Annotated in this window: 20 protein-coding genes and 1 pseudogene; 10 read left to right on the top strand and 11 right to left on the bottom strand. The window is 61.0% G+C overall.

Annotated features, from left to right (window positions below; all coding sequences use genetic code 11):
* The first annotated feature begins 64 nt into the window (after positions 1–64).
* Together pyrG and RFM98_RS26765 are read left to right on the top strand one after the other, a co-directional pair.
* Complete coding sequence (gene pyrG / locus RFM98_RS26770) at positions 65–1702, top strand: CTP synthase (RefSeq protein WP_320311610.1); 1638 nt, start codon at positions 65–67, stop codon at positions 1700–1702.
* Between the two features lie 21 nt (positions 1703–1723).
* Positions 1724–2269, top strand: coding sequence for a DUF1697 domain-containing protein (locus RFM98_RS26765; protein ID WP_320311609.1), 546 nt, complete (start codon positions 1724–1726; stop codon positions 2267–2269).
* Positions 2270–2355: 86 nt separating this feature from the next.
* Here RFM98_RS26765 and RFM98_RS26760 read toward each other — a convergent pair whose 3' ends face one another.
* Positions 2356–3813 (bottom strand): NCS1 family nucleobase:cation symporter-1, encoded by a 1458-nt coding sequence (locus RFM98_RS26760; RefSeq protein WP_320311608.1) that lies wholly within the window; start codon positions 3811–3813, stop codon positions 2356–2358.
* A gap of 309 nt (positions 3814–4122) precedes the next feature.
* On the opposite strand from RFM98_RS26760, the gene RFM98_RS26755 reads away from it, so the two are divergent.
* The gene (locus tag RFM98_RS26755) at positions 4123–4425 is read left to right on the top strand and encodes a DUF982 domain-containing protein (RefSeq protein ID WP_320311607.1); all 303 of its coding nucleotides are present in this window, start codon (positions 4123–4125) and stop codon (positions 4423–4425) included.
* 266 nt (positions 4426–4691) lie between these two features.
* On the opposite strand, the gene RFM98_RS26750 is transcribed toward RFM98_RS26755, so the two are convergent.
* Both RFM98_RS26750 and RFM98_RS26745 read right to left on the bottom strand, forming a co-directional pair.
* Entirely contained in the window at positions 4692–4922 is a 231-nt protein-coding gene (locus RFM98_RS26750) for a hypothetical protein (RefSeq protein ID WP_320311606.1), read from the bottom strand.
* Between the two features lie 94 nt (positions 4923–5016).
* Positions 5017–5319 (bottom strand): hypothetical protein, encoded by a 303-nt coding sequence (locus tag RFM98_RS26745; protein WP_320311605.1) that lies wholly within the window; start codon positions 5317–5319, stop codon positions 5017–5019.
* 221 nt (positions 5320–5540) lie between these two features.
* Between RFM98_RS26745 and RFM98_RS26740 the strand changes: the two genes are divergently transcribed.
* The 6 genes from RFM98_RS26740 to RFM98_RS26715 all read left to right on the top strand — a co-directional run bounded on the left by RFM98_RS26740 (position 5541) and on the right by RFM98_RS26715 (position 12254).
* The gene (locus RFM98_RS26740; protein WP_430682353.1) at positions 5541–6683 is read left to right on the top strand and encodes a helix-turn-helix domain-containing protein; all 1143 of its coding nucleotides are present in this window, start codon (positions 5541–5543) and stop codon (positions 6681–6683) included.
* A gap of 501 nt (positions 6684–7184) precedes the next feature.
* Positions 7185–7874 carry an ATP-dependent DNA ligase gene (locus RFM98_RS26735; protein WP_320311603.1) on the top strand — a complete coding sequence of 230 codons (690 nt, stop codon included), beginning with the start codon at positions 7185–7187 and terminating at the stop codon, positions 7872–7874.
* A 128-nt stretch (positions 7875–8002) separates the two neighbouring features.
* Positions 8003–8926 (top strand): porin PorA family protein, encoded by a 924-nt coding sequence (locus RFM98_RS26730; RefSeq protein ID WP_320311602.1) that lies wholly within the window; start codon positions 8003–8005, stop codon positions 8924–8926.
* Positions 8923–10899: a sensor histidine kinase gene (locus tag RFM98_RS26725; protein WP_320311601.1), complete on the top strand. Its 1977-nt coding sequence runs from the start codon at positions 8923–8925 to the stop codon at positions 10897–10899. Before RFM98_RS26730 ends, RFM98_RS26725 begins: the two co-directional genes overlap by 4 nt.
* Positions 10896–11342 (top strand): response regulator, encoded by a 447-nt coding sequence (locus RFM98_RS26720; protein ID WP_320215911.1) that lies wholly within the window; start codon positions 10896–10898, stop codon positions 11340–11342. Before RFM98_RS26725 ends, RFM98_RS26720 begins: the two co-directional genes overlap by 4 nt.
* A 6-nt stretch (positions 11343–11348) precedes the next feature.
* A complete protein-coding gene (locus RFM98_RS26715; RefSeq protein WP_320311600.1) occupies positions 11349–12254 on the top strand; it encodes a GGDEF domain-containing protein in 906 nt (301 codons plus the stop codon).
* Between the two features lie 117 nt (positions 12255–12371).
* Here RFM98_RS26715 and RFM98_RS26710 read toward each other — a convergent pair.
* From RFM98_RS26710 to RFM98_RS26700, 3 genes and pseudogenes are all read right to left on the bottom strand, one after another.
* Positions 12372–12520: pseudogene (locus tag RFM98_RS26710) on the bottom strand (IS630 family transposase); the annotation flags it as partial.
* Positions 12521–12591: 71 nt separating this feature from the next.
* Positions 12592–14223: a chaperonin GroEL gene (gene groL / locus RFM98_RS26705; RefSeq protein WP_320311599.1), complete on the bottom strand. Its 1632-nt coding sequence runs from the start codon at positions 14221–14223 to the stop codon at positions 12592–12594.
* A 55-nt stretch (positions 14224–14278) separates the two neighbouring features.
* Entirely contained in the window at positions 14279–14593 is a 315-nt protein-coding gene (locus RFM98_RS26700; RefSeq protein ID WP_320311663.1) for a co-chaperone GroES, read from the bottom strand.
* Positions 14594–15058: 465 nt separating this feature from the next.
* Here RFM98_RS26700 and RFM98_RS26695 point away from each other — a divergent pair, with 465 nt between their 5' ends.
* On the top strand, positions 15059–15265 hold the full coding sequence (locus tag RFM98_RS26695; RefSeq protein WP_320311662.1) for a hypothetical protein: 207 nt from the start codon (positions 15059–15061) through the stop codon (positions 15263–15265).
* A 667-nt stretch (positions 15266–15932) separates the two neighbouring features.
* Here RFM98_RS26695 and RFM98_RS26690 read toward each other — a convergent pair.
* The 5 genes from RFM98_RS26690 to RFM98_RS26670 form a co-directional block, all read right to left on the bottom strand.
* Positions 15933–17363 carry an HlyD family type I secretion periplasmic adaptor subunit gene (locus RFM98_RS26690; RefSeq protein WP_320311598.1) on the bottom strand — a complete coding sequence of 477 codons (1431 nt, stop codon included), beginning with the start codon at positions 17361–17363 and terminating at the stop codon, positions 15933–15935.
* On the bottom strand, positions 17338–19476 hold the full coding sequence (locus RFM98_RS26685; protein WP_320311597.1) for a type I secretion system permease/ATPase: 2139 nt from the start codon (positions 19474–19476) through the stop codon (positions 17338–17340). Before RFM98_RS26685 ends, RFM98_RS26690 begins: the two co-directional genes overlap by 26 nt.
* 33 nt (positions 19477–19509) lie before the next feature.
* Positions 19510–23535 (bottom strand): alkaline phosphatase family protein, encoded by a 4026-nt coding sequence (locus RFM98_RS26680; RefSeq protein ID WP_320311596.1) that lies wholly within the window; start codon positions 23533–23535, stop codon positions 19510–19512.
* A gap of 302 nt (positions 23536–23837) precedes the next feature.
* Positions 23838–24110, bottom strand: a complete 273-nt coding sequence (locus RFM98_RS26675) for a hypothetical protein (protein ID WP_320311595.1) — start codon at positions 24108–24110, stop codon at positions 23838–23840.
* Between the two features lie 226 nt (positions 24111–24336).
* Positions 24337–24615: a hypothetical protein gene (locus tag RFM98_RS26670; RefSeq protein WP_320311594.1), complete on the bottom strand. Its 279-nt coding sequence runs from the start codon at positions 24613–24615 to the stop codon at positions 24337–24339.
* Positions 24616–24625: the final 10 nt, after the last annotated feature.

Below are 24625 nucleotides of genomic sequence, written 5' to 3'. Positions count from 1 at the left end.
ATTTTGGGAAAAAGCCTTCGCGGCGGTTTTTTCTCTGGCGGAATCAATCAGGCCGCGTTAAGCGATGACTCCCATGGCGCGATATGTTTTCATCACAGGCGGCGTGGTTTCCTCACTCGGAAAAGGCATCGCCGCAGCAGCTCTTGGGGCTCTTCTGCAGGCGCGAGGCTATCGCGCGCGGATCAAAAAGCTCGACCCTTACCTGAATGTCGACCCCGGAACGATGTCGCCGTACCAGCATGGCGAAGTGTTCGTGACCGATGACGGGGCCGAGACCGATCTCGATCTCGGCCATTACGAGCGCTTCACCGGGCGTTCGGCAAACCAGCAGGACAACATCACCACCGGCCGCATTTACAAGAACATCATCGAGCGCGAGCGGCGCGGCGACTATCTCGGCGCGACCGTGCAGGTGATCCCGCACGTCACCGACGAGATCAAGCATTTCGTGCTCGACGGCAATGAAGACTACGACTTCGTGCTGTGCGAGATCGGCGGCACGGTCGGCGACATCGAGGCAATGCCGTTCCTGGAAGCGATTCGCCAGCTCGGCAACGACCTGCCGCGCAACAACGCGGTCTATGTGCATCTGACGCTGATGCCCTACATCCCGACGGCCGGCGAACTGAAGACCAAGCCGACACAGCATTCGGTCAAGGAATTGCGCGGCATCGGTATTGCGCCCGACATCCTGCTGGTGCGCGCCGACCGGCCGATCCCGAAGGAGGAGCGCAGGAAGCTGTCGCTGTTCTGCAACGTGCGCGAAAGCGCTGTCATCCAGGCGCTCGACGTGCCGCACATCTACGACGTGCCGATGGCCTATCACAAGGAAGGGCTGGATTCGGAAGTGCTGGCCGCCTTCGGCATCGATCCGGCGCCGAAGCCGCGCATGGAGCCCTGGCAGGCGCTGTCCACCCGCATCCACAATCCGGAAGGCGAGGTGACGATCGCCATCGTGGGCAAATACACCGGGCTCAAGGACGCCTATAAATCGCTGATCGAGGCGCTGTCGCATGGCGGGCTGGCCAACCGCGTCAAGGTCAAGCTCGACTGGATCGAAAGCGAGATCTTCGAGAAGGAGGATCCGGCCCCTTGGCTGGAGAAGGTGCACGGCATTCTCGTTCCCGGCGGCTTTGGCGAGCGCGGCTCGGAAGGCAAGATCCTGGCGGCGAAGTTCGCGCGCGAGCGCAAGGTGCCCTACTTCGGCATCTGCTTCGGCATGCAGATGGCCTGCATCGAGGCGGCGCGCTCGCTGGCCGGTGTCGACCATGCGTCGTCGACCGAGTTCGGCCCGACCAATGAGCCGGTCGTCGGCCTGATGACCGAATGGCTGAAGGGCAACATGCTGGAGAAGCGCAGGGCCGCCGGCGATCTCGGCGGCACGATGCGGCTCGGCGCCTACCAGGCCGAACTCGCCAAAGGCTCGAAGATCGCGGATATCTATGGCGACACGCAGATTTCCGAGCGCCATCGGCACCGCTACGAAGTCAACATCGACTACAAGCAGCGGCTCGAGGATTGCGGCCTGGTCTTTGCCGGCATGTCGCCCGACGGCGTGCTGCCGGAGACGGTCGAATATCCCGACCATCCCTGGTTCATCGGCGTGCAGTATCACCCCGAACTGAAGAGCCGCCCGCTCGACCCGCATCCGCTGTTCGCGAGCTTTATCTCGGCGGCGGTCGATCAGAGCAGGCTGGTCTAGGCCCGGCGGTCGGACCGGGTCATGCAAACCTATGTCGCGCTGCTCTACAGCATAATCTTGGGCGAAGGGCGGCGTGTGGTCATGGCCGATCTCAAGGCCATGGCGGAAGGTCTCGGGCTGAAGAATGTCCGCACGCTGGTGGCGACCGGCAATCTGGTGTTCGAGGCACGGGCTGGTGACGTTTCAAAGCTCGAGCAGCGGCTGGAAAAGGCCTTTGAGAAGACCTTCGGCCGCCATGTCGACATTATCGTGCGCGGCGCCCAGGACTGGATGAAGCTTGCTGCAGGCAATCCGTTTCCGGGCGAATCGGTCGACGCGGCCGATCAGGTTGCGGTGCGCGTGATGCGAGAGCCGCTGCTCGCGGATGCCGTCCAAGCGCTCCAGGCCTATGCCGCTGACAATGAGAAAGTACTTTGGGTCGACGGCGATATCTGGCTTGTCTTCTCGCGCGAGCGGCCGCGCTCGCGGCTGCTCGCCGCCGCCAATCACAAGCGCTTTGGCGTCGGTACGTCGCGCAACTGGAACACGGTGCGGCGGCTGGCGGAGATGGTAGGCAGTAGGCAGTAGGCAGTAGGCAGTAGGCAGTAGGCAGTAGGCAGTAGGCAGTAGGTGGCGTTTTCTATTGCCTAATCCCTACTGCCCACTGCCTTGTTTCAGGCTTTCGCCATCTTGGCACCCGCGCCGAGCGCCATGGTGCGCAGGACGTAGTAGACGGCGCCCGCGATCGCTACGCCGAAGAACCAGCCATAGACGCCCCACCAGGATGGCAGCCAGTTGGTGAAGTTCGGCAGGATCGAGGAGAAGATCGCGCCGGTGCCGGCGGCGATGAAGGCGTTGACGTGCCAGCCGCTCTGGAAGCGGAATTCGCCTTCCTCGCGGTAGAGCGCTTCGACATCGACCTCGCTTTTGCGGATCAGGTAATAGTCGACCATCATCACTCCGAAGATCGGCCCCATCGTCGCGCCGATGATGTTGACGAAGGAAGCGGCACTGCCTTCCCACGGCGCGAAGGGATAAAGCACAAGCGCGATCAGCGCTGCGATGTAGCCGCCCTTCTTGAAGTCGATCTGGCGCGGGAAGACGTTGGAGAAGTCGAAGGCCGGCGAGACGAAATTCGCCACGACATTGATGCCGAGCGTGGCCACGGCGAAGGTCAGCGCGGCGAGAGCGGCCAGGAACCAGCTGTCGAACTTGGCCGAGATCTGGTCGGGATGGAGCAGCACCTCGTGGTAGACGTCATAGGCGGCAATGGTGGTGACGCCGGCAACGAGCGAGAACAGGATGAGGTTGACCGGCAGGCCCCAGATATTGCCCTTGCGCAGCGCTGCAGTGTCGGGCGCGTAGCGGGCGAAATCGCAGAAGTTGAGGTAGAGCGCCGAGAAATAGGTCACCCAGATCGCCGCCACCGCGAACAGCGCGGTCCATGAACCGGGCTCACCCGGAACGCCGGCGTCCTTGGTCTTCTCCAGCAGCACATCCATCGGAATGTCGCTGGTAAAAGCGAAAGTGCCCGATTTCACGCAAAGATAGATGGCCAGGATCAGCATCATGATCCACACCGCCGGGCCGGCCCAGTCCTGGAAGCGGCGCACGGTCTCCATGCCCTTCTGGATGATCAGCAGCTGCAGCGCCCAAATGACGACGAAGCAGATCACCTCCAGGGTCGAATGTCCCAGAAGATGCGAGCTCTTGTTGAACTCGTCGAACCATTGCAGGCGCGTCAGCAGCGCAACGATTGCGCCTGATGCCGCGGCCGTCTGGGCGCCATACCAGAAGCAGGCGACGATCGCGCGCACCAGCGCCGGGACGTTGGCGCCCCAGATGCCGAAGGAGGCGCGGGCAAGCACGGGGTAGGGCACGCCGGTCTTCACGCCGGCATAGCCGACCATGTTCATCAGCGCGTAGATGATCAGCGATCCGATGCCGATGGCGATGACGAAGTTGACGAAGCCGCCGCAGAACAGGAAAAGGCTGGCTGCCAGGTAGTAGCCCCAGAGGCTGTGGACATCCGAGGTCCAGACGTTGAAGATCGAAAACGGTCCCCAGTTCCTGACCGTTGCCGGAGCCAGATCCTCATTATAGAGGTCAGGCGATGCGCCTTGAATGGTCATTGCAAGTGTTCCCCTTTTTGCAAAACGCGCCCTCACGCGTTTAACCACAGAGGTTAAGCCTGACGCGGGGGAACCGGCAAGCAACCCATTTGCCGGCTTTCGCCTTAAAGACATTCAATGAGAATCGCCGTTATGGCTGCCTCTACGGCCAGCATCGGAACTGAGTTGCGACGGCGCCTCGTGCAAGGCCGGGCGCTGACCAGCCGGTTGCGAACTTTTTCCGTCGGCAACCAAATTTGTTTGGAACTGATTCGCGAGACGTGCGTTTATTGGGGTTCGACTGCGCTGCGGTCGACCGGGAGGTTAACTATGGATCGGTTGCATTTCTTTACCCCAGTGCGAATTGCGCGTGGGCAGGGACACCCTGTGGAGGAAGTCGATAGCGTCTCCGAGGCGATGGTGTTCCTGCGGAAGTGGCCAACGGGAAGACGCGGCCCGGTATATCAATGCGCCCTTAATTGCTGTGCGGCAGCTATGTCGGGCAAGATGTCGGCCGAGGAAGCGAGAAAGGCCTTTGTCGGCTTTGCCCGCATCACCCGCCTGCTCGACGACGATATGGCGCTGCCGCTGGGTGGCGCGTCTGTGGACAACGTCTTCGCCTTGAGGCGTTAGGAGCCGAGCCAGTATTTCGTAAGATCGGAACGCCGCGACTGGCGCGGCGAGTGGACTTTTACGCGGCATCGGCCCGAATAGGGCCGGGCTGCCGCCCTGCTTTGTCCGTTCCGCGCAGTTCCTGGGACATCCGGTAGGAAACCGCCGCGAAATCGCGGCAGCGCTTCCTTGGCTTCGACGTCGTCAATTACGCGTCTTCGACTTGGATGGGCAATCCTGTCCAGGATCTGAATCAAGGCGCCGCAGAGCATTTTGAGCGACCTGTACTAATGGTCGGATCCCGCGTTTTTTTGCCGGAGGGATCTGACCGCCTCCAGCAGTTCGCGCTCGCCGGTGTGAGCGTTTCGATAAACGGCCACAACCATCACCGCCAAAATTTCGGTGTCCGGGTCCAAAGGATCGAGCCGTTCATCCGCGCAGACCTGATTGAACACGCGTTCGCAAACAGCCAGATCGAGAGGGCTAAGACAGGTGCTGTTAAGATGGCGACGCAGCATTGAGCGAACCTTTCAGGCCCGCCTTCCATGCTTTGCGGCGGGCTTTTGTCACTGAGGCTTGAGCGATAATATCGTCAATAGTATCGTGACAAGATTACTCTGAAACTCGGGATTGCGTTGTCAGTATCCCCAAAATCTGCGCGCACTCGCGAGATCTATATTGCCCGGAAGTCATCAGCTGGTAATAATCTTGCCGCTTGTGTTCCGGTATGCGGAAGCCACGGCGAAAGTCCGCCGCCTCTTTTGGTGTTCTGGTGCAACCGAGCTTGCTGGCGCTCACTTTCAAGCTCGCCAATGAGCATCCGAGCTTTGCCGCAATGTCTTTCAATGGTTCGTTATTGACGTATCCATCAAGGATTATCTTGCGGCGAGCTTCTCCTGTGAGCTTTTCGTTCATTTCGTGGTCTCCTCAACATCGCTTTCACGATGCCGGAATCTATACGTGCGAGTTTGAAGAGTGTCGTTATCTTCACATCCAGAAACTTATCTCCGGATGCATTTCTTGGTGTAATCCAGCGTGATCGCCGATGCAGTCGACAGGCTTGCCAGATGCCCCGGATACACCACATGATTGCGAGGGCATGGGGCATACCGGAATCGGATATGGCACCACGCGCGATGGACGCTGGAAGGCAAAACGAGGCGCATGCCGGGCAGGCACCGGAGCGTGAGCGACGTCGTTGGCCGCGCGACGCTCAACCTCACAACGAGGCCGCTCCACCACTCGCGTCGGTGCTGGCACCGTTGTCCTTTTCAACGCTCAAGCTGGCACCGGAGGATCAATTCAAGGCTTGGCAAGCGCATGTGGCACCGCTTGTCGAGGTCAAGTTGCCGGATGACAAATCGCCGGACGACGGCTTTCCCGCCGACCACACGGCTTGGAATCTTGGTGGCATGCTGATCGTTGAACAGCGCGCGCCGGCGCACAGTTATATGCGTTCCGCCGCGAAGCTGCGGTCCAGCTCGATCGATCACTGGAATGTCGTCTTGCCACATACTGGCCGGTCATGGACGGAGGTCGATCGCCGCGTCGCTGAGGGCCAGCCCGGCAAACTGGAGCTCAGATCTCTTGGCTACCCGTTCCGCGGCAGGACAACGGAATCCGAAAGTCTCTTTCTCTACTTGCCGCGTGATTTGTTCGCCGATGCGGCGGGGACCCTCGACGCAAACAACAATTCAATTCTGTCCGGCAACTTTGCCAATCTTCTGATCGACTACGTCAACAGCATCGTGACTAGATTGCGCGATCTCACGGCGGAAGATCTGCCCCGCATCGTCCACGCAGCTCGCAGCATGATCATTGCCTGCCTTGCGCCTCCGGCGGAACATGCCGCGGCGGCCGAACAACTGGCGAGCGTCGCGCTAATGGAGCGAGCGCGTCGATACGTCCAAAACAATCTGGACGCGGCTCGTCTGACACCGGATTCAATGTGCCGGGCGCTCGGTGTCTCGCGATCTCGCCTCTATCAGTTGTTCGAACCGAGCGGCGGCGTTCTCCATTACATTCAAAGTCGCCGCCTTATGGCAGCCCACCTTGCGCTTAGCGATCCGGCGGACAGCCGGCGCATTGTCGAAATTGCCGAAGCCTTCGGGTTCAGTTCGGCGGCAAACTTCAGCCGAGCGTTCAGCAAGGAGTTCGGTTACAGCCCCCGCGAAGGTCGCAGGACGATGGTATTGCCGCGCCCCGCCCACTCTGTTTCGCTTGGCGAGCACGAGAAGGCCTCTTCCTTTGAAAATTGGCTCAAGGCGCTTGGACGCTGAGCAGGGCGTCGGTGTCGGTCGAGATCGGCGACGTTTCATCAGAATGCCGCCCGGAGTTCTGCTGCGTGCCGGGCGGCAATCCCGTAATTGGAAAAGGCGACTGCGTGGGCTGACGGCACCCCAAATAGCACAAGCCCTGGGAGAGATGCCGCGCCGATATCGAGATATGTACGCCCGGATAAGTATTTGGATGCGCAGCCAACGACAATGCGACCTTATTCGTAGATGTTCGCGATGACTTAGCGGGGGCTCGGCACAGGCGGCAGGTTTCCAAGTTGGGGGGAATATCGCACCGCCTGTGCCGATCGCGCCACCGCTATCCGTCAAGGATGGTGGCGTAATCGAGTTAGCGCGCCAAGACCGGGGGCGGCCGGCTGGTGTTCATTCCGTCGCAAAATGGCTTAGTGGGGGCTCGGCACAGGCGGCAGGTGTCCAAGTTGGGGGATACCGGATCGCCTGTGCCGCTCGCGCCACCGCTATCCGTCAAAGATGGTGGCGTAGTTGGGTAAGCGTGACAAGGTGGACGGCGACCGGCTGGAGTTCATTCCGCCGCAGATGCCAACTCTTGTCGAGCAGCCGCCCGAAGATGAGGGGTGGGTCCACGAGGCCAAGCTCGACGGCTACCGGACGCAGATCATCATCGATAAGGGTCGCGTGCGTCTCTACAGCAAGAACGGCCGTGATTGGACGACAAAATACTGGCCCATCGCGCTGGCGGTCGACCTGCCGTGCCGGGCTGCCATTCTCGACGGCGAGGTGATTGTGTCAGGCGAGCGGGGTACGCCCGATTCCCCTGCGCTGGAAGCCGCGATCTGGAACGAGCCGAGTCGGCTGGTGTTCGTCGCGTTCGACATTCTCCATCTCGACGGTCGCAATCTTGCCCCCTTGCCCTTGCTGCAGCGCAAGCAAGCGCTGCGGCAATTGGTTGAGCCTCGCGTCGGCAAGATCCAATACAGCGATCATTTTGAGGGCGACGCGCCGACGATCCTTCGCGCCATCGAGAACGAAGGGTTTGACGGCATAATCTCGAAACGCGCCGACAGCCCCTACAGGAGCGGACGGTCTAAAACATGGCTGAAGGCCCTTTGCACTGGACCGTCTGATGCTTGGGCGCGAAATCGTAAGCAGAAGGTTATCCATGCCGCGAGTAAGACGAGGCAATCGCAAGGGACAAGAGGTCCTAGATCTTGATCGCGCTGTGGGAAGCAGTTAGCGTGGAACCGCCCGCAGATAGACTGAACGCACGTGTGGAATATTCGTCGGCATAGGAGCGATCCGAGCCGCAATCCGATTGCCGTTGGCGGGCCAAGGGGGCAACGATGGGGCCTGGTGTTCCGCATGCATCGGCAATGGTGAATGCGCCGCGGGCGTGGCGCTTGATACCTTTCCTGTGGGTCCTTGCGCCACCAGCGTTTTTGATCGTTGCCGCGGCGATTGTTCGATTGACCCTTGGACCAGCCTCCGAGAGGCTGCCGGCTGACTATACCAATAGCGTCATACTCGAATCGGATAGCCGCTTTCGGCAGGCCCCGGATGCGGCCTTTGCTGCGTTTCACCAGAAGGGCCGTCGTGTCGACCAAGTGCTGAGCGCCACCGGCGACATTGCCATAGTCCAGAGCCATATCGATTGGACGACTGACACCGGTGAGGTCAACTATCAAACCACCGGCCTTTACGGCGTTGATCGCAAGACCCGGCAGAATGTGGCGGGCTACGGCGACCTTAGCCGCAGCGGGCAATTCATGTTTCCGCCTCAGCTGAGGGACGTCGCTGATGAGGTCTGGGACCCCTATTATGGTGGTCCACGACACTTGGCTTTCGATCGCAATGAGGTGGTCGATGGTCTGGCGCTCGCAGTGTACCGCTTCACGATTGCGGACCTCGACGAGACAAAGACCTATGATTATTTTCCCGACGTACCCGAGCGCTTCGGGGTCGGGACAGACGGCGAAGGTTTGCTTTGGGTTGAGCCCGTCTCAGGTACCCTCGTCGATATGACGGATAATGGCCACAGCTTTTTCGTCGATCCGGCCACGGGGAAGTCGATGGGAGACTTTAGTATCTGGCAGGCTAGGTATTCCGCGCAGTCCAAGGCCGACCTGTTCAGCGCAGCGACTTCGAGCCGACTGCATATATTGGCGGCGAAAATCTGGCTGCCCGCTGCCCTGCTTGCGCTGGCACTCGCCTGGTTGGGGATCGGTTTGCTGTGGCTTCGCCGCGGCGCGCGGCCGAGTCCGGAATGAGCATGCGACCGCATGTAGATCCGCAAGACGCCTTGCCGCTCTTGCAGCTTGGGATTTCACAAAAGCTTACCCTGCTTTTTGCGCTCTTCGCTGCAATTCTTCTCGGTGCGACCGGATGGCTGGCCTTCAACCAGGGCAGGGCGGCGCTTGAGAGCAGCGTTGTTGCCGAGGTCCAATCGCGAGCTCTGGAAAAACAGGCCGCGATCGGGTCATGGCTCGACGGGCAGCTGAGCGAGCTGCGCGGGCTCAGTGAATCGCCCCATATTGTCGACGACTTCACCAGGCTCGCCGATCTTCCTGCGGATGCGACGCCTGACAATTGGGCCGACGTCCGCGACGATCTTGCGGCGCGCACTGGAGAGGGCCAGGACTTTGTCGCCCTCTTTGTGATGGAACCGAAATCGGGCCGAGTGTTGACGGCGACGGATCCCACCGATCGTGGTCGACAGGGCGCGAGCGAGCCTTATTTCACCAATGGCAAGATCCGCGCTGGCCTCTACCTGGTGCCGGACCGATCAAGGAACCTCACCCTTTTGTCGCCGTTCTTGTCCACGCCGCTTCATGCCCGCAACGGTGCACTTGTTGCTGTTGTAGTCGCCCGCCTCGGAACAGAGAGTTTGGCTAGCACCGTCGATCGACGAGCGGGGCTGCGCGCGACCGACGAGGCATACTTGATCGACACGCATAGGCAGTTTGTCAACAGGCCGCGCCTGCTGACCGACGCCGATGCAAGCACCCTAACCTCGGACCGAAGCGTGGCGGCCCGGCTCTGCCTTGATCACAATGATGGGCTGGATCTCTCGAATGACTACCGCGGCGTTCCGGCGATCACCGTTTATCGCTGGATGCCGAAGTTTGGTTTGTGTCTCATCACAAAGCTCGACAAGGCCGAAGCCTTTGCCCCTGTTTATCAACTCGGCCAGAGCCTCGCGATCGCTGGTGGCCTGCTTTTGCTCGTCGCATCGGCAGTGTCGGGGTTGTTGTCGCGAACCATTACCAACCCTATTCGGCGCATCGAGGCGGGCGCCAGACGAGTCGAGGCTGGCGAGCGGGATGTGGTGCTGCGAGAGTCCTCGAGCGACGAGCTTGGTCGTTTGGCGCGTGCCTTCAATCGAATGACGACCGCGCTCAAAGGCCGGGAATCGGAGCTGCGCGCGCACGCTGCCACCCTGGAGCAGCGTGTCGCGGAAAAGACACGCGAGCTTGACCTGAGGGCAAGTGAGTTGGCGCGGTCAAATATCGAGCTGGAGCGCTTCGCCTACGTCGCCTCGCATGACTTGCAGGAGCCGCTGCGAATGGTGGCAAGTTATACCCAACTGCTTGGCAGACGTTACAAGGGTCGGTTGGACGCCGATGCCGACGAATTCATCCATTTTGCCGTGGACGGCGCTGCACGGATGCAGGCATTGATCAATGACCTGCTGGTCTACTCGCGTGTCAGCACGCAGGGCAGTGCGTTCGAGACGATCGATTGCAATCTTGTGGTCGAGCGCGCCTTGACGAACCTCAAAGCAGCGCTGACCGAGAGCGGCGCAATCATCCGAAAGTCGGACCTGCCGAAAATCGATGCCGATCGATTCCAGTTGGTTCAACTGTTCCAAAACCTGATCGGCAACGCCATCAAGTTCTGTGGCGAGCGCGTCCCGGAAATTGAGATCGCGGCGCGGCGAGACAGCGGGGAATGGGTATTCTCCATCGCGGACAATGGCATCGGGATTGACGCCAAGTACATCGAACAGCTTTTTGCTGTTTTCAAGCGCTTGCACACACGGGCCGAATATCCGGGGACCGGCATCGGTCTTGCCATTTGCAAGAAAGTCGTCGAACGCCACGGCGGTCGAATTTGGGTCGAGTCTGAGGTCAACCGTGGCTCGACCTTCTTCTTTACGCTTCCCTGCCGGGATATAGAGGACACCAGCCAGGCATGGAAGTTGGCTGCAACGTCCTCGGCACCTCAAATGGATCCGGTATGAACATCACCTCGACTGAACGCGCCATCAACATCCTCCTCGTCGAAGACAATCCAGGCGACGCTCGGCTCACGATCGAGGCCTTGCGAGACGCAAAGGTGCGCAATGAACTCAACGTCGCGCAGGACGGAGTCGAGGCCATGTCGATGCTACGGCGAGAAGGACGCTACGCCGACGCGCCACGTCCTGACTTGATCCTGCTTGATCTCAATCTGCCCCGTATGGACGGCCGTCAGGTTCTGGCCGAAATCAAGGCGGACGAAAACTTGCGACGTATCCCGGTTGCGGTGCTGACGACTTCGCAGGCCGAGAAAGATATCCTGACCAGCTACAACCTGCATGCCAACTGTTACATCACCAAGCCCGTCGACCTGGATGAATTCGTACGCGTAGTGCGCGGGATCGAGAACTTCTGGCTCTCGATTGTGAAGCTACCGCCGGAGTAATGCGAGTTGAGCGAAAGCCCGTTAAACATACTCCTCGTCGAAGACAACCCCGGTGATGCTCGGCTGATCCGGGAACTGCTTGCGGACGGCAGCGGCACGAGCTTCGTGATCTCTGAGGTGAATCGGTTGGCCCATGGCCTCGAGCAGTTCGCCGACCAGAGCTTCGATCTCGTATTGCTCGATTTGTCTCTCCCCGACAGTACGGGTTTGGATACGCTTCGCCGGTTTCAGGCGACCGCCCCCGACGTCCCCGTCATCGTGCTGACAGGCCTCAACGACGAAGGGTCGGCGATTCAAGCGGTTCGCGACGGTGCGCAGGACTATCTCGTCAAAGGGCAAATCGACGGGCAGCAAATTGTGCGCGCCATCCGCTATGCCCGGGAGCGCCATAGAATGGTGCTGCAGATAAGGGACCTGTCGCTTGTCGACGACCTTACCGGCCTTCACAACCGTCGTGGCTTCGCAGCGCTCGCCAGAGAGGTGGTGAAGCGCGCCGTCAGGACCGGAACGGGGTTGGTGGTGACTTTCGTCGATCTGGACGGCATGAAGCACATCAATGATCGTTTTGGCCATGAGGTCGGCGACCGGGCGTTGATCAGGACAGCAGGGGTTCTGCGTTCCGTTTTCCGGGTGTCCGATGTGATCGCCAGGATCGGCGGCGACGAGTTTATCGCGATGACGGATGGCGTCGACGGAGAAGCCGTCGAACTTCTGCGTCGCCGCCTCGCGAGCGCCGTGGAGGATCACAATCGCGAATCGGCGGGGGAGCCGGCACTGGCCCTCAGTCTGGGCTTCGCCCACCACAATCCAACAACGGAAACGTTGAAATCTCTCGACGCTTTGATTGCAGAAGCGGACGAGGCGATGTACGTGGATAAAGATAGCCGCCGGACCAAGGCGGCCCGCCAATGACCTCTCCTTGAAAATATCTGGCTCCCCCAGGCCGCACGAAACCGCGAACTATGAGCTGCCGATCCCCCTCAACACTACGCCGGAGCTTTCCCCCAAGCTTCGCAAGTGGGATCGCCAGTATTTCGCCAGGAAGAGGAGCCTTGCGCCGACGGCGCGTATGGCGCGGCACACCGCCTTGCCTTGTGCGAGCCGAGATTGTCCATGACGACGATGTCGCCGAACCGCAGGGTCGGGACGAGCACCTTCTCGATATAGAGGAGGAACCTCGCAATAGGGTCCATGAATTCCTGGTCACTCTGCGCAAAGCCTGAGCCGGACTTCCCCTGACGGCCAAGTGTCAGTATCCCATTCCGCCCATGCCGCCGCCGGGTGAAGGCGCGGCATCCTTGGCCGGAATGTCGGTGATCATGGCCTCGGCGGTGATCAACAGGGCGGCGATCGAACCGGCATCCTGCAGTGCCGTGCGCACTACCTTGGCCGGGTCGACGATGCCGGCCTTGATCATGTCGACATAGGTCTCGTTCTGGGCATCAAAGCCCTGATTGGCGTCTTTGCTGCCGGTAAGCTTGCCGACGACGATCGAGCCTTCGACGCCGGAATTCTCGGCGATCTGGCGGAGCGGCGCCTCGAGTGCCCGGAGCACGATAGCGATGCCGGCGGTCATGTCGGCGTTGGCGCCGGTCAGGCCGCTGAGCGCCGACCTGGCGCGCAGCAACGCCACGCCGCCGCCCGGAACGATGCCTTCTTCGACGGCGGCGCGCGTGGCGTTCAGGGCGTCGTCGATACGGTCCTTCTTTTCCTTGACTTCCGATTCGGTGGCGCCGCCGACGCGGATGACCGCAACGCCGCCGGCGAGCTTCGCCAGCCGCTCCTGCAGCTTTTCCTTGTCATAATCGGAAGTTGTCTCCTCGATCTGCCTCCTGATCTGGGCGATGCGGGCCTGAATGGTGGCCTTGGTGCCGGCGCCGTCGACGATTGTGGTCGTGTCCTTCTCGATCAGCGCGCGCTTGGCGCGGCCGAGCATCTCGATGGTGACATTTTCGAGCTTGATGCCGAGATCCTCCGAAATCATCTGGCCCGAGGTGAGCACGGCGATGTCTTCCAGCATGGCCTTGCGGCGGTCGCCGAAGCCCGGTGCCTTGACGGCCGTTACCTTGAGGCCGCCGCGCAGCTTGTTGACGACCAGCGTCGCCAGCGCCTCGCCTTCGACGTCCTCCGAGATGATCAGCAGCGGCCTGCCGCTTTGCACCACGGCTTCGAGGATCGGCAGCAGCGCCTGCAGATTGCCGAGTTTCTTTTCGTGGATAAGGACGTATGGGTCCTCCAGTTCGGCGCGCATCTTGTCGGTATTGGTGACGAAATAGGGCGAGAGGTAGCCGCGGTCGAACTGCATGCCCTCGACGACGTCGAGTTCGGTGTCGGCGGTCTTGGCTTCCTCGACGGTGATGACGCCGTCATTGCCGACCTTGTCCATTGCCTTGGCGATCATGGCGCCGACGGTGGCGTCGCCATTGGCGGCCACGGTGCCGACCTGCGCGATCTCGGCCGACGACTTGACCTTCTTGGACAGCTTCTGGACTTCCTTGACCACGGCGGCAATAGCCTGGTCGACGCCGCGCTTGAGGTCCATCGGGTTCATGCCGGCCGCGACGAGCTTGGCGCCTTCGCGAAGGATCGAGGCGGCCAGCACCGTGGCGGTGGTGGTGCCGTCACCGGCAAGGTCGTTGGTCTTCGAGGCCACTTCGCGCACCATCTGAGCGCCCATGTTCTCGAACTTGTCGGTCAGTTCGATCTCCTTGGCCACCGTCACGCCATCCTTGGTGACGCGCGGCGCGCCATACGCCTTGTCGATGATGACGTTGCGACCCTTGGGGCCGAGCGTCACCTTGACGGCGTTGTTGAGGAGTTCGACGCCGCGTAGCATGCGGTCGCGGGCATCGGTGGAAAACTTGATTTCCTTGGCAGACATGATTGTTCATCCCGTTCGAAAATTGGAGTGGGCGGTTGCCGTGAAGGCAGACCGGTCAAGCGGCGTTCTTGGCAGCCACTGTCTTCTCGATGGTTCCCGTGATGTCGGCTTCCTTCATGATCAGAAGGTCTTCGCGGTCGATCTTGACCTCGGTGCCGGACCATTTGCCTAACAGGATAAAGTCCCCGGCTTTGACATCGGGCACGATGAGTGCGCCGCTTTCGTCGCGCGCGCCCGAACCGACGGCGATCACTTCGGCTTCCAGCGGCTTTTCTTGTGACGTGTCCGGAATGACGATGCCGCCCTTGGATCTGGTGTCGCCTTCGGCGCGGCGAATGACGATGCGGTCGCGGAGTGGCCGAAGTTTCATGGGAAGCTTCTTTCTGGGGCCGGCATGGGCGGCCGCTGCTTCTGTATAGCCCCAATGGCACTCGATAGATAGGCGTGCGAACATTATTTCTCGCGAATATCCAAGAAAGCAAATGAAATAGTTCAAGCTGCCAAGAAAATCATTGGCATTGGAGGAAAATTTTCAATGGACTTGAATTAGGGAGACGTGGATCTGTTATTTCAAAGGTCAAATAAAAGGCGCCACGACCTGGCTTGAAACTCAATTGAGGCGCATAGGTAAAACTCGTTATTTGATCGAGCTGGCTTTGTGGCAGAGCCTCGCCATTCACCGCCAAATTTTCGAAAACGAGAGCATACGCCGGTTTTGCACATTTCGTTTCAGGTCGAATCTTGGAATGAAACCGACGCTGACCAGGGATGTACTCGCAGCGCCTCAGAGACCGAGCCGGGCCGCTTCGTGCTTGCCGATGTTGCGGAACATGTCCTGCGCGATCTCGGCACGCGCAATGACATCATCAATACCATGCATCGGGCACTCGCCAACCACGGCGTCGCTTCGCAACGGTGCTCGGGGCCATGCGCTGCGGACTGGTGCGAAGATGCGTCGGCCGTCGGTCAGACGATGACCATCATGCCGTTCGGCGGCCGCAGGAGATCACGCAAAAAGGCACTGCTGGGGTGCCAACGGTGAGCGCAACAGGAACAAGCTTCGTCTGCGCTACGCCGGACTGCACACGCCACCGGGACAGCATGCCCGTGACGATCCCGCGCTTTCGCGCGACCTGTGAGACGGTGATGCCACTGCGGCCCGACCGCCTTGGCACGGGGTACCATTTTGCGGTCGGGCCTGACCGGCGGCGGAGAGGGGGCGAGTTGGGGTCGCCGGCAGAGCTAACATACAGCTCGGGCGAAAGTATCGCATCATTCGAATGACCACCAACGCGGGTCACACCGAAATCGGATTCAGTCAGCGCGCTTAATCTGGCGGGCGGAAGCGGTCGCTCGGCATTGCGAACGACGAGGACGCCGACTGGCTGACGCTTCTCTGTCGACCGGGGACACGCATTCTCGCTTGCTCAGCCTTGTCGATTCAGAAGGTCGCCCGAGGTCAAAACGCGTTTACCAAGCTTGGTAGAGGCGACGCTGATCTAACATCGCGCAAGCATCTGCGTGAGGCGCGCTTGCAGCCTTGCGGCGCGAGTTGGTCGAGATGGGCAACAGGAACGCCAAGGGCTAAGCGGAATTCGGCGAGATCGTCAAGACGTTAAGCCCACAGGCGCGCTTGGAGAGTATCGTTCATTTGAACGAGTCGCCCTGAGCGGAGTAGGGGGCAAGCAAGACCAATACGGCAAACCATCTCACCTCTCCCGCAAGACGTCGTGCTCGTAACGAATGAGTGGCGAAAGCAGATAGCTGATGATTGTGCGAGAGCCGGTCTTGATCTCGACCATGACCGACATTCCAGGCGCAAGATCGACAGTTCTGCCCTCGATCCGCATCCGTCTGCGGTCTAGCGAGATGCGCGCCAAGTACGCGGGCTCCAGGGTCCCGTTTTGCGAGGCCGAATTCTCCGACCCTGATGACGGATCACGCATGGCGTTTTCGCGCCTGTCATTCGCTACGGCATCGCGCGAGATACCGAGCACGCGCCCGTGCAGGAGCCCGTAGCGCGTGAAATTGAAGGTATCGACCTTGATCTCCGCGTCCTGTCCCTGAGAAACGAAACCGATATCGTCGTTGGACACCATCGCCTCGATCTCGAGGGAAGCGTCGGCCGGCACGACGATAGCGAGCGTCTGTGCCGGTGCGACGACACCGCCGATCGTATGCACGGAAAGCTGTTGCACAACGCCGTCGACCGGAGCAGTCAGGGTCTGCATCTTCGCCTTTTGCTGGGCTTTGATCAGATCCTGGGAGAGGCCGGCCTCCTTCTGCTCCGTCTTGGCCAGATCGTCAAAGAGCGTGCGCCGATATTCAGCCTTGGCCCGCGAGCGCGTCTCCTCCAGCACTGCGATCGCCGCCTCGACCTCGTGTTGTCGGCTCTCCAAGACTGGGAGGTCATGCTGCTGGCCGACCAGATCCTGCAAGTCGGTGAGATAGGACATCTTCGAAGCGAGACCCTTGTCGTAGAGGTTCTTGCTCACCGCTACCCGCTCCTGCAGAGGGGGAAGCGTTGCCTGAAGCTTGGCGATCGTCGCGGTGATCGTCTCGCTTTCGGCTTGCTTCTCGGCAAGCTGGCGGGTGATCTCGGCGAGCTTCGCGTCCTGTTCGGCGGTCTGCGTCACGAGGAAGCGACGATCCGTCTCGACAAGCGCCTGGCTCGCGTCGGCGGGGGCTACGAAATCGTTGAGTGGGTCGGCATTTCCTGCCAGTGCCGCCTTGATGCGCGCCACCTCGAGTTCCGCGGCAACGAAATCGCTCTTGATGTGGTCGGTTTCCGCCGCGCTGATCGTTGGATCGAGCTCGATCAGGACATCGCCGGCCCTGACTGACGCACCTTCGCGAACATGGATGGCGTGCACGACGCCGCTCTCGAAGGGCTGGATGACCTTCACGCGGTCATCGGGCACGATCCTGCCAGGAGCCGCGGCCACGATGTCGACCTTGCCGACCATTGCCCAGGCAAGGGCCAGGCAGAAGAATGCGATGATCGTTGCGCCGATGGCGCGGCCGATGGGCGAAGGCGGCGTCTCCATCATCTCGAGCGCTGCGGGCAGGAAGGCGATCTCATGGCCGCGGCGGCGAACCTGCCGCGCGGGAAATTCAACGATGGTTCCAGCGATCGCCATTGGTGATCCCCGCTTGCAGATGATGCAGACTGGCGTAACGACCTTTCAAGAGCATCAAGTCGTCATGCGTTCCGTCCTCGGCGATGCGGCCTCGGTCGATGGTGATGATGCGGTCGGCATTGCGCACCATCGACAGGCGATGGGCGATGATGATGACGGTTCGCTGTTCGGCCATGCTGCGCATATTGTCCCGGATGATGCGCTCGCTCTCATAGTCGAGGGCGCTCGTCGCCTCGTCGAAGATCAGGATGCGCGGATCACCAAGAACAGCGCGCGCAATGGCGATGCGCTGCCGCTGGCCGCCGGACAGAGAAGAGCCGCGCTCGCCGATCACCGTGTCATAGCCCTCCGGGAGTTCGAGGATGAATTGATGGGCTCCGGCGAGCGTGGCTGCTGCGATAACATCCTCCATCGGCGTCGCCGGATCGGCGATCGCGATGTTGTCCCGCACCGAGCGGTTGAAAAGCACGTCGTCCTGCAGCACGACGCCGACCTGCCGGCGCAGCCAGGCCGTGTCGACCATGGCGAGATCGACGCCATCGACGAGCACACGCCCGGTCTCGGGCACATAAAGGCGCTGAATGAGCTTGGCGACCGTGCTCTTGCCTGAGCCGGATGCGCCGACGAGCCCCACGACCTGGCCGGGCTGCACCTTGAGGCTGACATCGTGCAGCACTTGTGGCCCGTCGATCCGGTAGCGGAAGCCGACATGTTCGAAGGTGATCTCACCGAGGATGGGCGGGAGCGAGGCGCGACCCGAGCCGAATGTCGGCTCCGGCTGGGTATTGAGAATGTCACCGAGCCTCTCGATCGAGATGCGTGCCTGATGGAAATCCTGCCAGATCTGGGCAATCCGCAACACCGGGGCGCTGACGCGGCTTGCCAGCATGTTAAAGGCGACCAACTCGCCGACGGACATGTTGCCCTCAATGACGAGCTTGGCGCCGAGGAACAGGATGGCGGCGGTCACGATCTTGTTTGCGAGCTGAATGACTTGGCTCGCGATATTGCCGAGACTCAGCACGCTGAAGCTCGCGGCCACATAGCTGGCGAGTTGTTCCTCCCAGCGGCGCTGCATCTGCGGTTCGACTGCGAGCGCCTTCAATGTCTCGACGCCGGCGATGCTCTCCACGAGCAGGGCCTGATTTTCGGCACCGCATCTGAACTTCTCGTCGAGCCGCTTGCGGAACAGCGGCGTGGCGCCGGCCGACACGCCGATATAAACCGGAAAGGCGCTTAGCACGACAATGGTCAGGAGCGGAGAATAGAGGACCATCACGGCAAGGAAGACGACGGTAAAGGCAAGATCGAGGACGAGGGTCAGTGCCGAGCTCGTTAGGAAGTTGCGGATGTTTTCGAGCTCGCGCACGCGCGCGATCGAATCCCCGGCACGCCGCGCCTGGAAATAGGCGAGCGGCAGCGCCATCAGATGGCGATAGAGGCGCGCGCCGAGTTCGACATCTATGCGGTTGGTCGTGTGGGCGAAGAGATATGTGCGCAACCCGCCCAGGATGGCCTCGAAGATCGCGATCGCCACGAGGCCGACGGTGAGGATTTCCAGGGTGCTCAGTCCACGGTGCACCAACACCTTGTCGATAACGACTTGGAAGAAGAGTGGGCTGATGAGCGCGAATATCTGTAAGAATAGGGATGCGACGAGGACTTCGCCCAAAAGGTGACGATATTTTCCGATCGCGCCGAGGAACCAGGTGATGTCGAAGCGCCGCGAAAGGTCCGAGAGGGAGGCGCGGCGCGCCATCAGGACCAGCCGGCCGTCCCAGATCTTCTCAAACTCGGCGCGCGACAACATCTCTGGCCGTAACGCATTGGGACGCTGAACGAGGAGTTGCTCCTCACCAGCCTTGCCGAGCAGCAGGAAACCGCCGTCGTTGAGAGCCGCGATCGCGGGCAGGGGGGTACGGACGAGTCGAGACCAGGCGCTCTTGACGCTGCGCGCTTTGAGTCCCAGATCCCTGGCGCAGCGCAGCATCTCACTCGTGCCGATGCGCGCCTGACCAAGCCTATGACGGATCTGCGGCGCCTCGGCGGCGACACCGTGCAGCTGTAGGAGCATGACCAGCGCGCCAAGCCCCTGGTCGTCTTCCGGCCCCATATGAGGGCCTCCCAAGGACATCGCGGCCCCCCTTCAGTGCCCAAAATGACCTGGTGTCGCGAGGAGCGCCACCACGTCGTGACCGCGATGGGTCGCCCATGCCGGAACGATCTCGCCGGCAGACGCTCGGCCGTCGTGGAAGCCCCAGGCCGCGTACTGGTTGAACAGCGCCAACAGGTTCGATGTCGGACTGATGGTGGTCGCCGGAGGATCAGTGACCGTCATGGTCTGGGTCGACGAACTCGCCGTTTCGCCAAGGGTCGAGCTGCTCGCGGTGACCGTCAGCGTTGCGATAGGATGGCCCGTGCCGGTATAGGAGGATGTGAGCGTGAGCCCGGTGAGCGGCTTGCCTACGGTGGACGAGGTTTCGCTGATCGTCCAGGTGTAGGTGCCGTTCGATTGAAGCGCCTTGCTAACGCCGTAGCCGCTCGGCGCCCCGATCGTCTCGTAGCTAGGCAAGCCCGAAATCTTCACAGTGATGCTGTCGTCGGAAACGATGGGGGTTGCTGTAATCCCGAGCGCTACCGAGCCGCCTGCCGGGACGGTCAGCGCCGTGTTGGCAATGGTCAGAATCGGCGCTTCGGGCTTGTTGTCCTCGTCGACCGTGAGGCTCCCGGTGGCGAGTGGGGCGAGATTGCCTCCCTTGTCCGCGACGCCAGTGCCCGACGTCGCGATGGATGTCACCGTCGGCGCGCCGCCCACGGGATCGAAAGTCATGATCGGCGCCGTTCCGGTCGAGCCCAGCGCGGGCAAATTGTACATGTTTTCGATCGTGTGCAGGAGCGAGTAATGATCGAAGAGTTGGCTATTCTGCCCTGCGCCCACGCCCGCGCCGAAGACGAGCGTCGCAACATGGTTGTTGCTCGTCCCGTCGTCCTCGTCGAAAGTGACGATGAGAATGCTGTTATGAGTGGTCGCCCAATTGGCGTAGGCGCCGAGATGCGAACTGAGCCATTGATCGCCCTGGGCGATCGTGCCGGTATGCATGTCGTCGTTGATGTTCGGAATAACAAACGAAACTGTCGGCAATTTGCTGAAGTCGGTTGGAAACTGGCTGAAATCCTGACCCGTGTTTTGCGAGTCGCCAAAACTTGCCCAGGGATCATGATCTTGATCCGGCGGCGATTCCGCATAGCCGACAAAGCTGTCGTCGGCTTGCAAGAGTTCGCCCGCAAGCGTCGGCGTTGTCGGAAAGAAGAAGGTTCCGTCAGTAGTGACTCCCTGTGTCGACCCTGAAAACATTACGAAATAGTTTGGTTCGCTCGGATGGGTCATGGCATAGTAATTAGTGAACAGCGTGCCCTGTCCTGCGAGAGAGTTTATGTAGGGAGCGGATGAGCTCCCTATAATTTCTGAATAGCTGTGATTTTCTTCCACAACGACCACGACGTGGTCGGGGGCGGCTAGCGGCGTCCCCTGGTAGGTATATGTGACTGGTGCGCTGGTCGCGGTTGTCGCCTGGATGGCGACTTGCGCCACCGATGTCTGCCACCAGCCATTGGCGGAGTACTCGCTCGACAGCCAGAAGGAATTCGCATGATTGGGATCGGCGATCGCGGTCGAATAGATTCCCCAGCGCTGGACTGTCGGGCCGTCGCCATTGGCGAGATAGCTGGCGCTTGCCTGGTAGAGAACGGGCGCGCTGAAAGTGCTTGAGGGATCGCCAGCCGCCAGGAAGCTGTAATAGTCGGCCGGATACATGTTCGGGCCGCTGGCGGTGAAGTTGATGACGACGTCGCCCGCCTGGTCGACGGCGATCGAACCGTCGAAGGTGGCGACGCCGGTGCCGATCGAAGCGCCCGACACGTTGCCCTGCGCCACGAGGACCGGGCTGGCGGGATTGCTCACATCGAGCTTGAACCAGTGCACCTGGGGGGTGATCGAGCCGATCGGCTTCACCTCGGACACGCCGTAGAGAAAACCATTGGCATAGGCGAGGTTCTGAAGATGCCCGTCGCCGGCATCGAGCGGGACGATCGTTCCCAGTTGCTGTGCCGTGAAATCGGCGCCGCCGCCCCCCTGATCGATGTTGCCGAGGGAAACCGTGGTCGCCGGGCCGAAGCTGTTGGTGGCGAGAGTGTAGGTCTGCACCGTCACGAGGGTCTGGCTGCCGGTGTTGACCACGGAGGCATAATAGGTCCGGCCGTTGTTGCCGGCGACGACCCGGGAAATGCCTTGAGTGGGCGAAGCAAGCCGGTTGGCGACAACCGTCATCGTGCCGCCGTTGTAGAGGCCGCCGCCGGTGCCCGCCGTATCGCTGATGACCCATTGTTCCGTCCCGGCGAAGCCGGAGACATTGACGTCGTACTGGGGCGCCGTGATGTAGATGTTTGTGCCGTCGACCGACAGGATCGGCTGATCGGCCGCCGTCAGCTGACCGTTGATCGTGAGCGATGTGTTCAGCGAGTAGAAATACCAGCCGTCATTCGGGTTCGAGTCCTTCGATACGGCGATGTCGATGTTGCTGACCGCGCCGTTCGAACCGAGGTTGTCCATCGTGACGACGTATCTCTGGTTGACGCTGTCGTAGACCGCGCGCGGGTCGAACAAGCCGCTGGCCGCAGTCGAACCAAGCGAACCGAAGAACCGGTAGACCGACTGCAGATTCGCCGCGCCACCCGACAAACCCGTCCATTCGATCCGCGAGCCTTCCGCCATGACGATGTAGTTCGGGCCAACGGCGAGCGCATTATGCGGTGGGTCGGTCGACGTATCGGAAATGCCCGAGAACAGCGTGGTGATTTGAGATGTCGGCGCCTGGATGGCGACTTGCGCCACCGATGTCTGCCACCAGCCATTGGCGGAGTACTCGCTCGACAGCCAGAAGGAATTCGCATGATTGGGATCGGCGATCGCGGTCGAATAGATTCCCCAGCGCTGGACTGTCGGGCCGTCGCCATTGGCGAGATAGCTGGCGCTTGCCTGGTAGAGAACGGGCGCGCTGAAAGTGCTTGAGGGATCGCCAGCCGCCAGGAAGCTGTAATAGTCGGCCGGATACATGTTCGGGCCGCTGGCGGTGAAGTTGATGACGACGTCGCCCGCCTGGTCGACGGCGATCGAACCGTCGAAGGTGGCGACGCCGGTGCCGATCGAAGCGCCCGACACGTTGCCCTGCGCCACGAGGACCGGGCTGGCGGGATTGCTCACATCGAGCTTGAACCAGTGCACCTGGGGGGTGATCGAGCCGATCGGCTTCACCTCGGACACGCCGTAGAGAAAACCATTGGCATAGGCGAGGTTCTGAAGATGCCCGTCGCCGGCATCGAGCGGGACGATCGTTCCCAGTTGCTGTGCCGTGAAATCGGCGCCGCCGCCCCCCTGATCGATGTTGCCGAGGGAAACCGTGGTCGCCGGGCCGAAGCTGTTGGTGGCGAGAGTGTAGGTCTGCACCGTCACGAGGGTCTGGCTGCCGGTGTTGACCACGGAGGCATAATAGGTCCGGCCGTTGTTGCCGGCGACGACCCGGGAAATGCCTTGAGTGGGCGAAGCAAGCCGGTTGGCGACAACCGTCATCGTGCCGCCGTTGTAGAGGCCGCCGCCGGTGCCCGCCGTATCGCTGATGACCCATTGTTCCGTCCCGGCGAAGCCGGAGACATTGACGTCGTACTGGGGCGCCGTGATGTAGATGTTTGTGCCGTCGACCGACAGGATCGGCTGATCGGCCGCCGTCAGCTGACCGTTGATCGTGAGCGATGTGTTCAGCGAGTAGAAATACCAGCCGTCATTCGGGTTCGAGTCCTTCGATACGGCGATGTCGATGTTGCTGACCGCGCCGTTCGAACCGAGGTTGTCCATCGTGACGACGTATCTCTGGTTGACGCTGTCGTAGACCGCGCGCGGGTCGAACAAGCCGCTGGCCGCAGTCGAACCAAGCGAACCGAAGAACCGGTAGACCGACTGCAGATTCGCCGCGCCACCCGACAAACCCGTCCATTCGATCCGCGAGCCTTCCGCCATGACGATGTAGTTCGGGCCAACGGCGAGCGCATTATGCGGTGGGTCGGTCGACGTATCGGAAATGCCCGAGAACAGCGTGGTGATTTGAGACGAGGTGGTCATTCGGAACCCCCAATCCGTAGGGACGGTTCGCCGGGCGCAACCCGATCCTCACGAGATCGGACAAGTCTTCCCTGTGCGCAAATGCGAAATGCTCTCCCGGCTGGGACAAGCCCCAAAGCCAGACGTCGGCTACTCTCGCGCACCGCATCCTTATGAAGCAATGTTTCGAATAGATCAGCGCAATGCAATGCGCACCCTCCATTCGAATGACGTTCCTCCTGGTCGGTAGGTGGTCTACGAGAATTTCCTGACGCAGTTCATTGCCGCCTGCGATCGGTGGCAAACTCGCGTGATCGACGAACCTACTTCCACGAATTTCGATAGAGGGCCGAGGTTTTGTCCGCGGCAAGGATCTGCTGAGTTCGAGGATCGCGCTCGCTGCAACCCCTCAAAGCCGCCACCAGCACAGTGCAATCGATCTCCTCGGCAAAGGACACCCTCGGATCTGCCTCCGCCAGCACAAATTGTGTACGGAGCGACTTCAACCTGGCCGCCTTGGCGGCGCGCTCGGCACGTTCGGCTTCGAGGATCGCAAGCAGTGACTGACCGGGTTCCCCAGGTGGTTGTCGGGCCATCTGTCCGCCCTCAATATGTTTCGGGAGTTTGTAATCTTCTCATAGTGCGGCAGCTCGTGTCCGAAGCGGCTGTAGCGTTCAGCGTTCGACGCCAGCGAGCCGAAGTCCACAGAATCCACGGACTAATGCGCTTGTCGACCTTCATTGTAATGATGGCGGTCAAAGCGCGTTTGATATGAGCACCGGCCGTTATGGCCGTGGAAAGTCAGTCGCGTGGACATCGCCTTCATTCGAATGATGCCAAGTCGATCACGCGCTCGGATAATTGCTGCAGCCGGCGACCAAAAAAACGCCTATCCCCACGCCGGTTAGGCCCGGTGGCCGACTTGCAACCCCAGAAGGCGCCGGGCCGCTCCCGTAGCGGCGCCAAAAGAAGCTCGCGTTCCGGATCGTTCGACTGCAAGAGGACGCCGAACAGGCTTGGCGCGCCGCGGAAGGGGCGCTCGCCGCTGGCAGCAGAGCCGACGAGCCACCAAGGCGTTTCCCAAATCAGCGCCTTGTGCACCTCTATCCGA

The organism is Mesorhizobium australafricanum (genome assembly GCF_033977265.1).
Lineage (GTDB): Bacteria > Pseudomonadota > Alphaproteobacteria > Rhizobiales > Rhizobiaceae > Mesorhizobium > Mesorhizobium australafricanum.
The sequence above is the reverse complement of the archived record's forward strand: the minus strand, read 5'-3'. Positions and strand labels throughout refer to the sequence as shown.

Coding starts and splice junctions, on each gene's coding strand:
- RFM98_RS26675 (WP_320311595.1), bottom strand. CDS start 24,110: ATGGCCCGACAACCACCTGGGGAACCCGGTCAGTCACTGCTTGCGATC.
- RFM98_RS26745 (WP_320311605.1), bottom strand. CDS start 5,319: ATGAACGAAAAGCTCACAGGAGAAGCTCGCCGCAAGATAATCCTTGAT.
- RFM98_RS26725 (WP_320311601.1), top strand. CDS start 8,923: ATGAGCATGCGACCGCATGTAGATCCGCAAGACGCCTTGCCGCTCTTG.
- RFM98_RS26685 (WP_320311597.1), bottom strand. CDS start 19,476: ATGGGGCCGGAAGACGACCAGGGGCTTGGCGCGCTGGTCATGCTCCTA.
- RFM98_RS26750 (WP_320311606.1), bottom strand. CDS start 4,922: ATGCTGCGTCGCCATCTTAACAGCACCTGTCTTAGCCCTCTCGATCTG.
- RFM98_RS26760 (WP_320311608.1), bottom strand. CDS start 3,813: ATGACCATTCAAGGCGCATCGCCTGACCTCTATAATGAGGATCTGGCT.
- RFM98_RS26700 (WP_320311663.1), bottom strand. CDS start 14,593: ATGAAACTTCGGCCACTCCGCGACCGCATCGTCATTCGCCGCGCCGAA.
- RFM98_RS26720 (WP_320215911.1), top strand. CDS start 10,896: ATGAACATCACCTCGACTGAACGCGCCATCAACATCCTCCTCGTCGAA.
- RFM98_RS26765 (WP_320311609.1), top strand. CDS start 1,724: ATGCAAACCTATGTCGCGCTGCTCTACAGCATAATCTTGGGCGAAGGG.
- pyrG (WP_320311610.1), top strand. CDS start 65: ATGACTCCCATGGCGCGATATGTTTTCATCACAGGCGGCGTGGTTTCC.
- RFM98_RS26680 (WP_320311596.1), bottom strand. CDS start 23,535: ATGACCACCTCGTCTCAAATCACCACGCTGTTCTCGGGCATTTCCGAT.
- RFM98_RS26730 (WP_320311602.1), top strand. CDS start 8,003: ATGGGGCCTGGTGTTCCGCATGCATCGGCAATGGTGAATGCGCCGCGG.
- groL (WP_320311599.1), bottom strand. CDS start 14,223: ATGTCTGCCAAGGAAATCAAGTTTTCCACCGATGCCCGCGACCGCATG.
- RFM98_RS26740 (WP_430682353.1), top strand. CDS start 5,541: ATGGACGCTGGAAGGCAAAACGAGGCGCATGCCGGGCAGGCACCGGAG.
- RFM98_RS26690 (WP_320311598.1), bottom strand. CDS start 17,363: ATGGCGATCGCTGGAACCATCGTTGAATTTCCCGCGCGGCAGGTTCGC.
- RFM98_RS26755 (WP_320311607.1), top strand. CDS start 4,123: ATGGATCGGTTGCATTTCTTTACCCCAGTGCGAATTGCGCGTGGGCAG.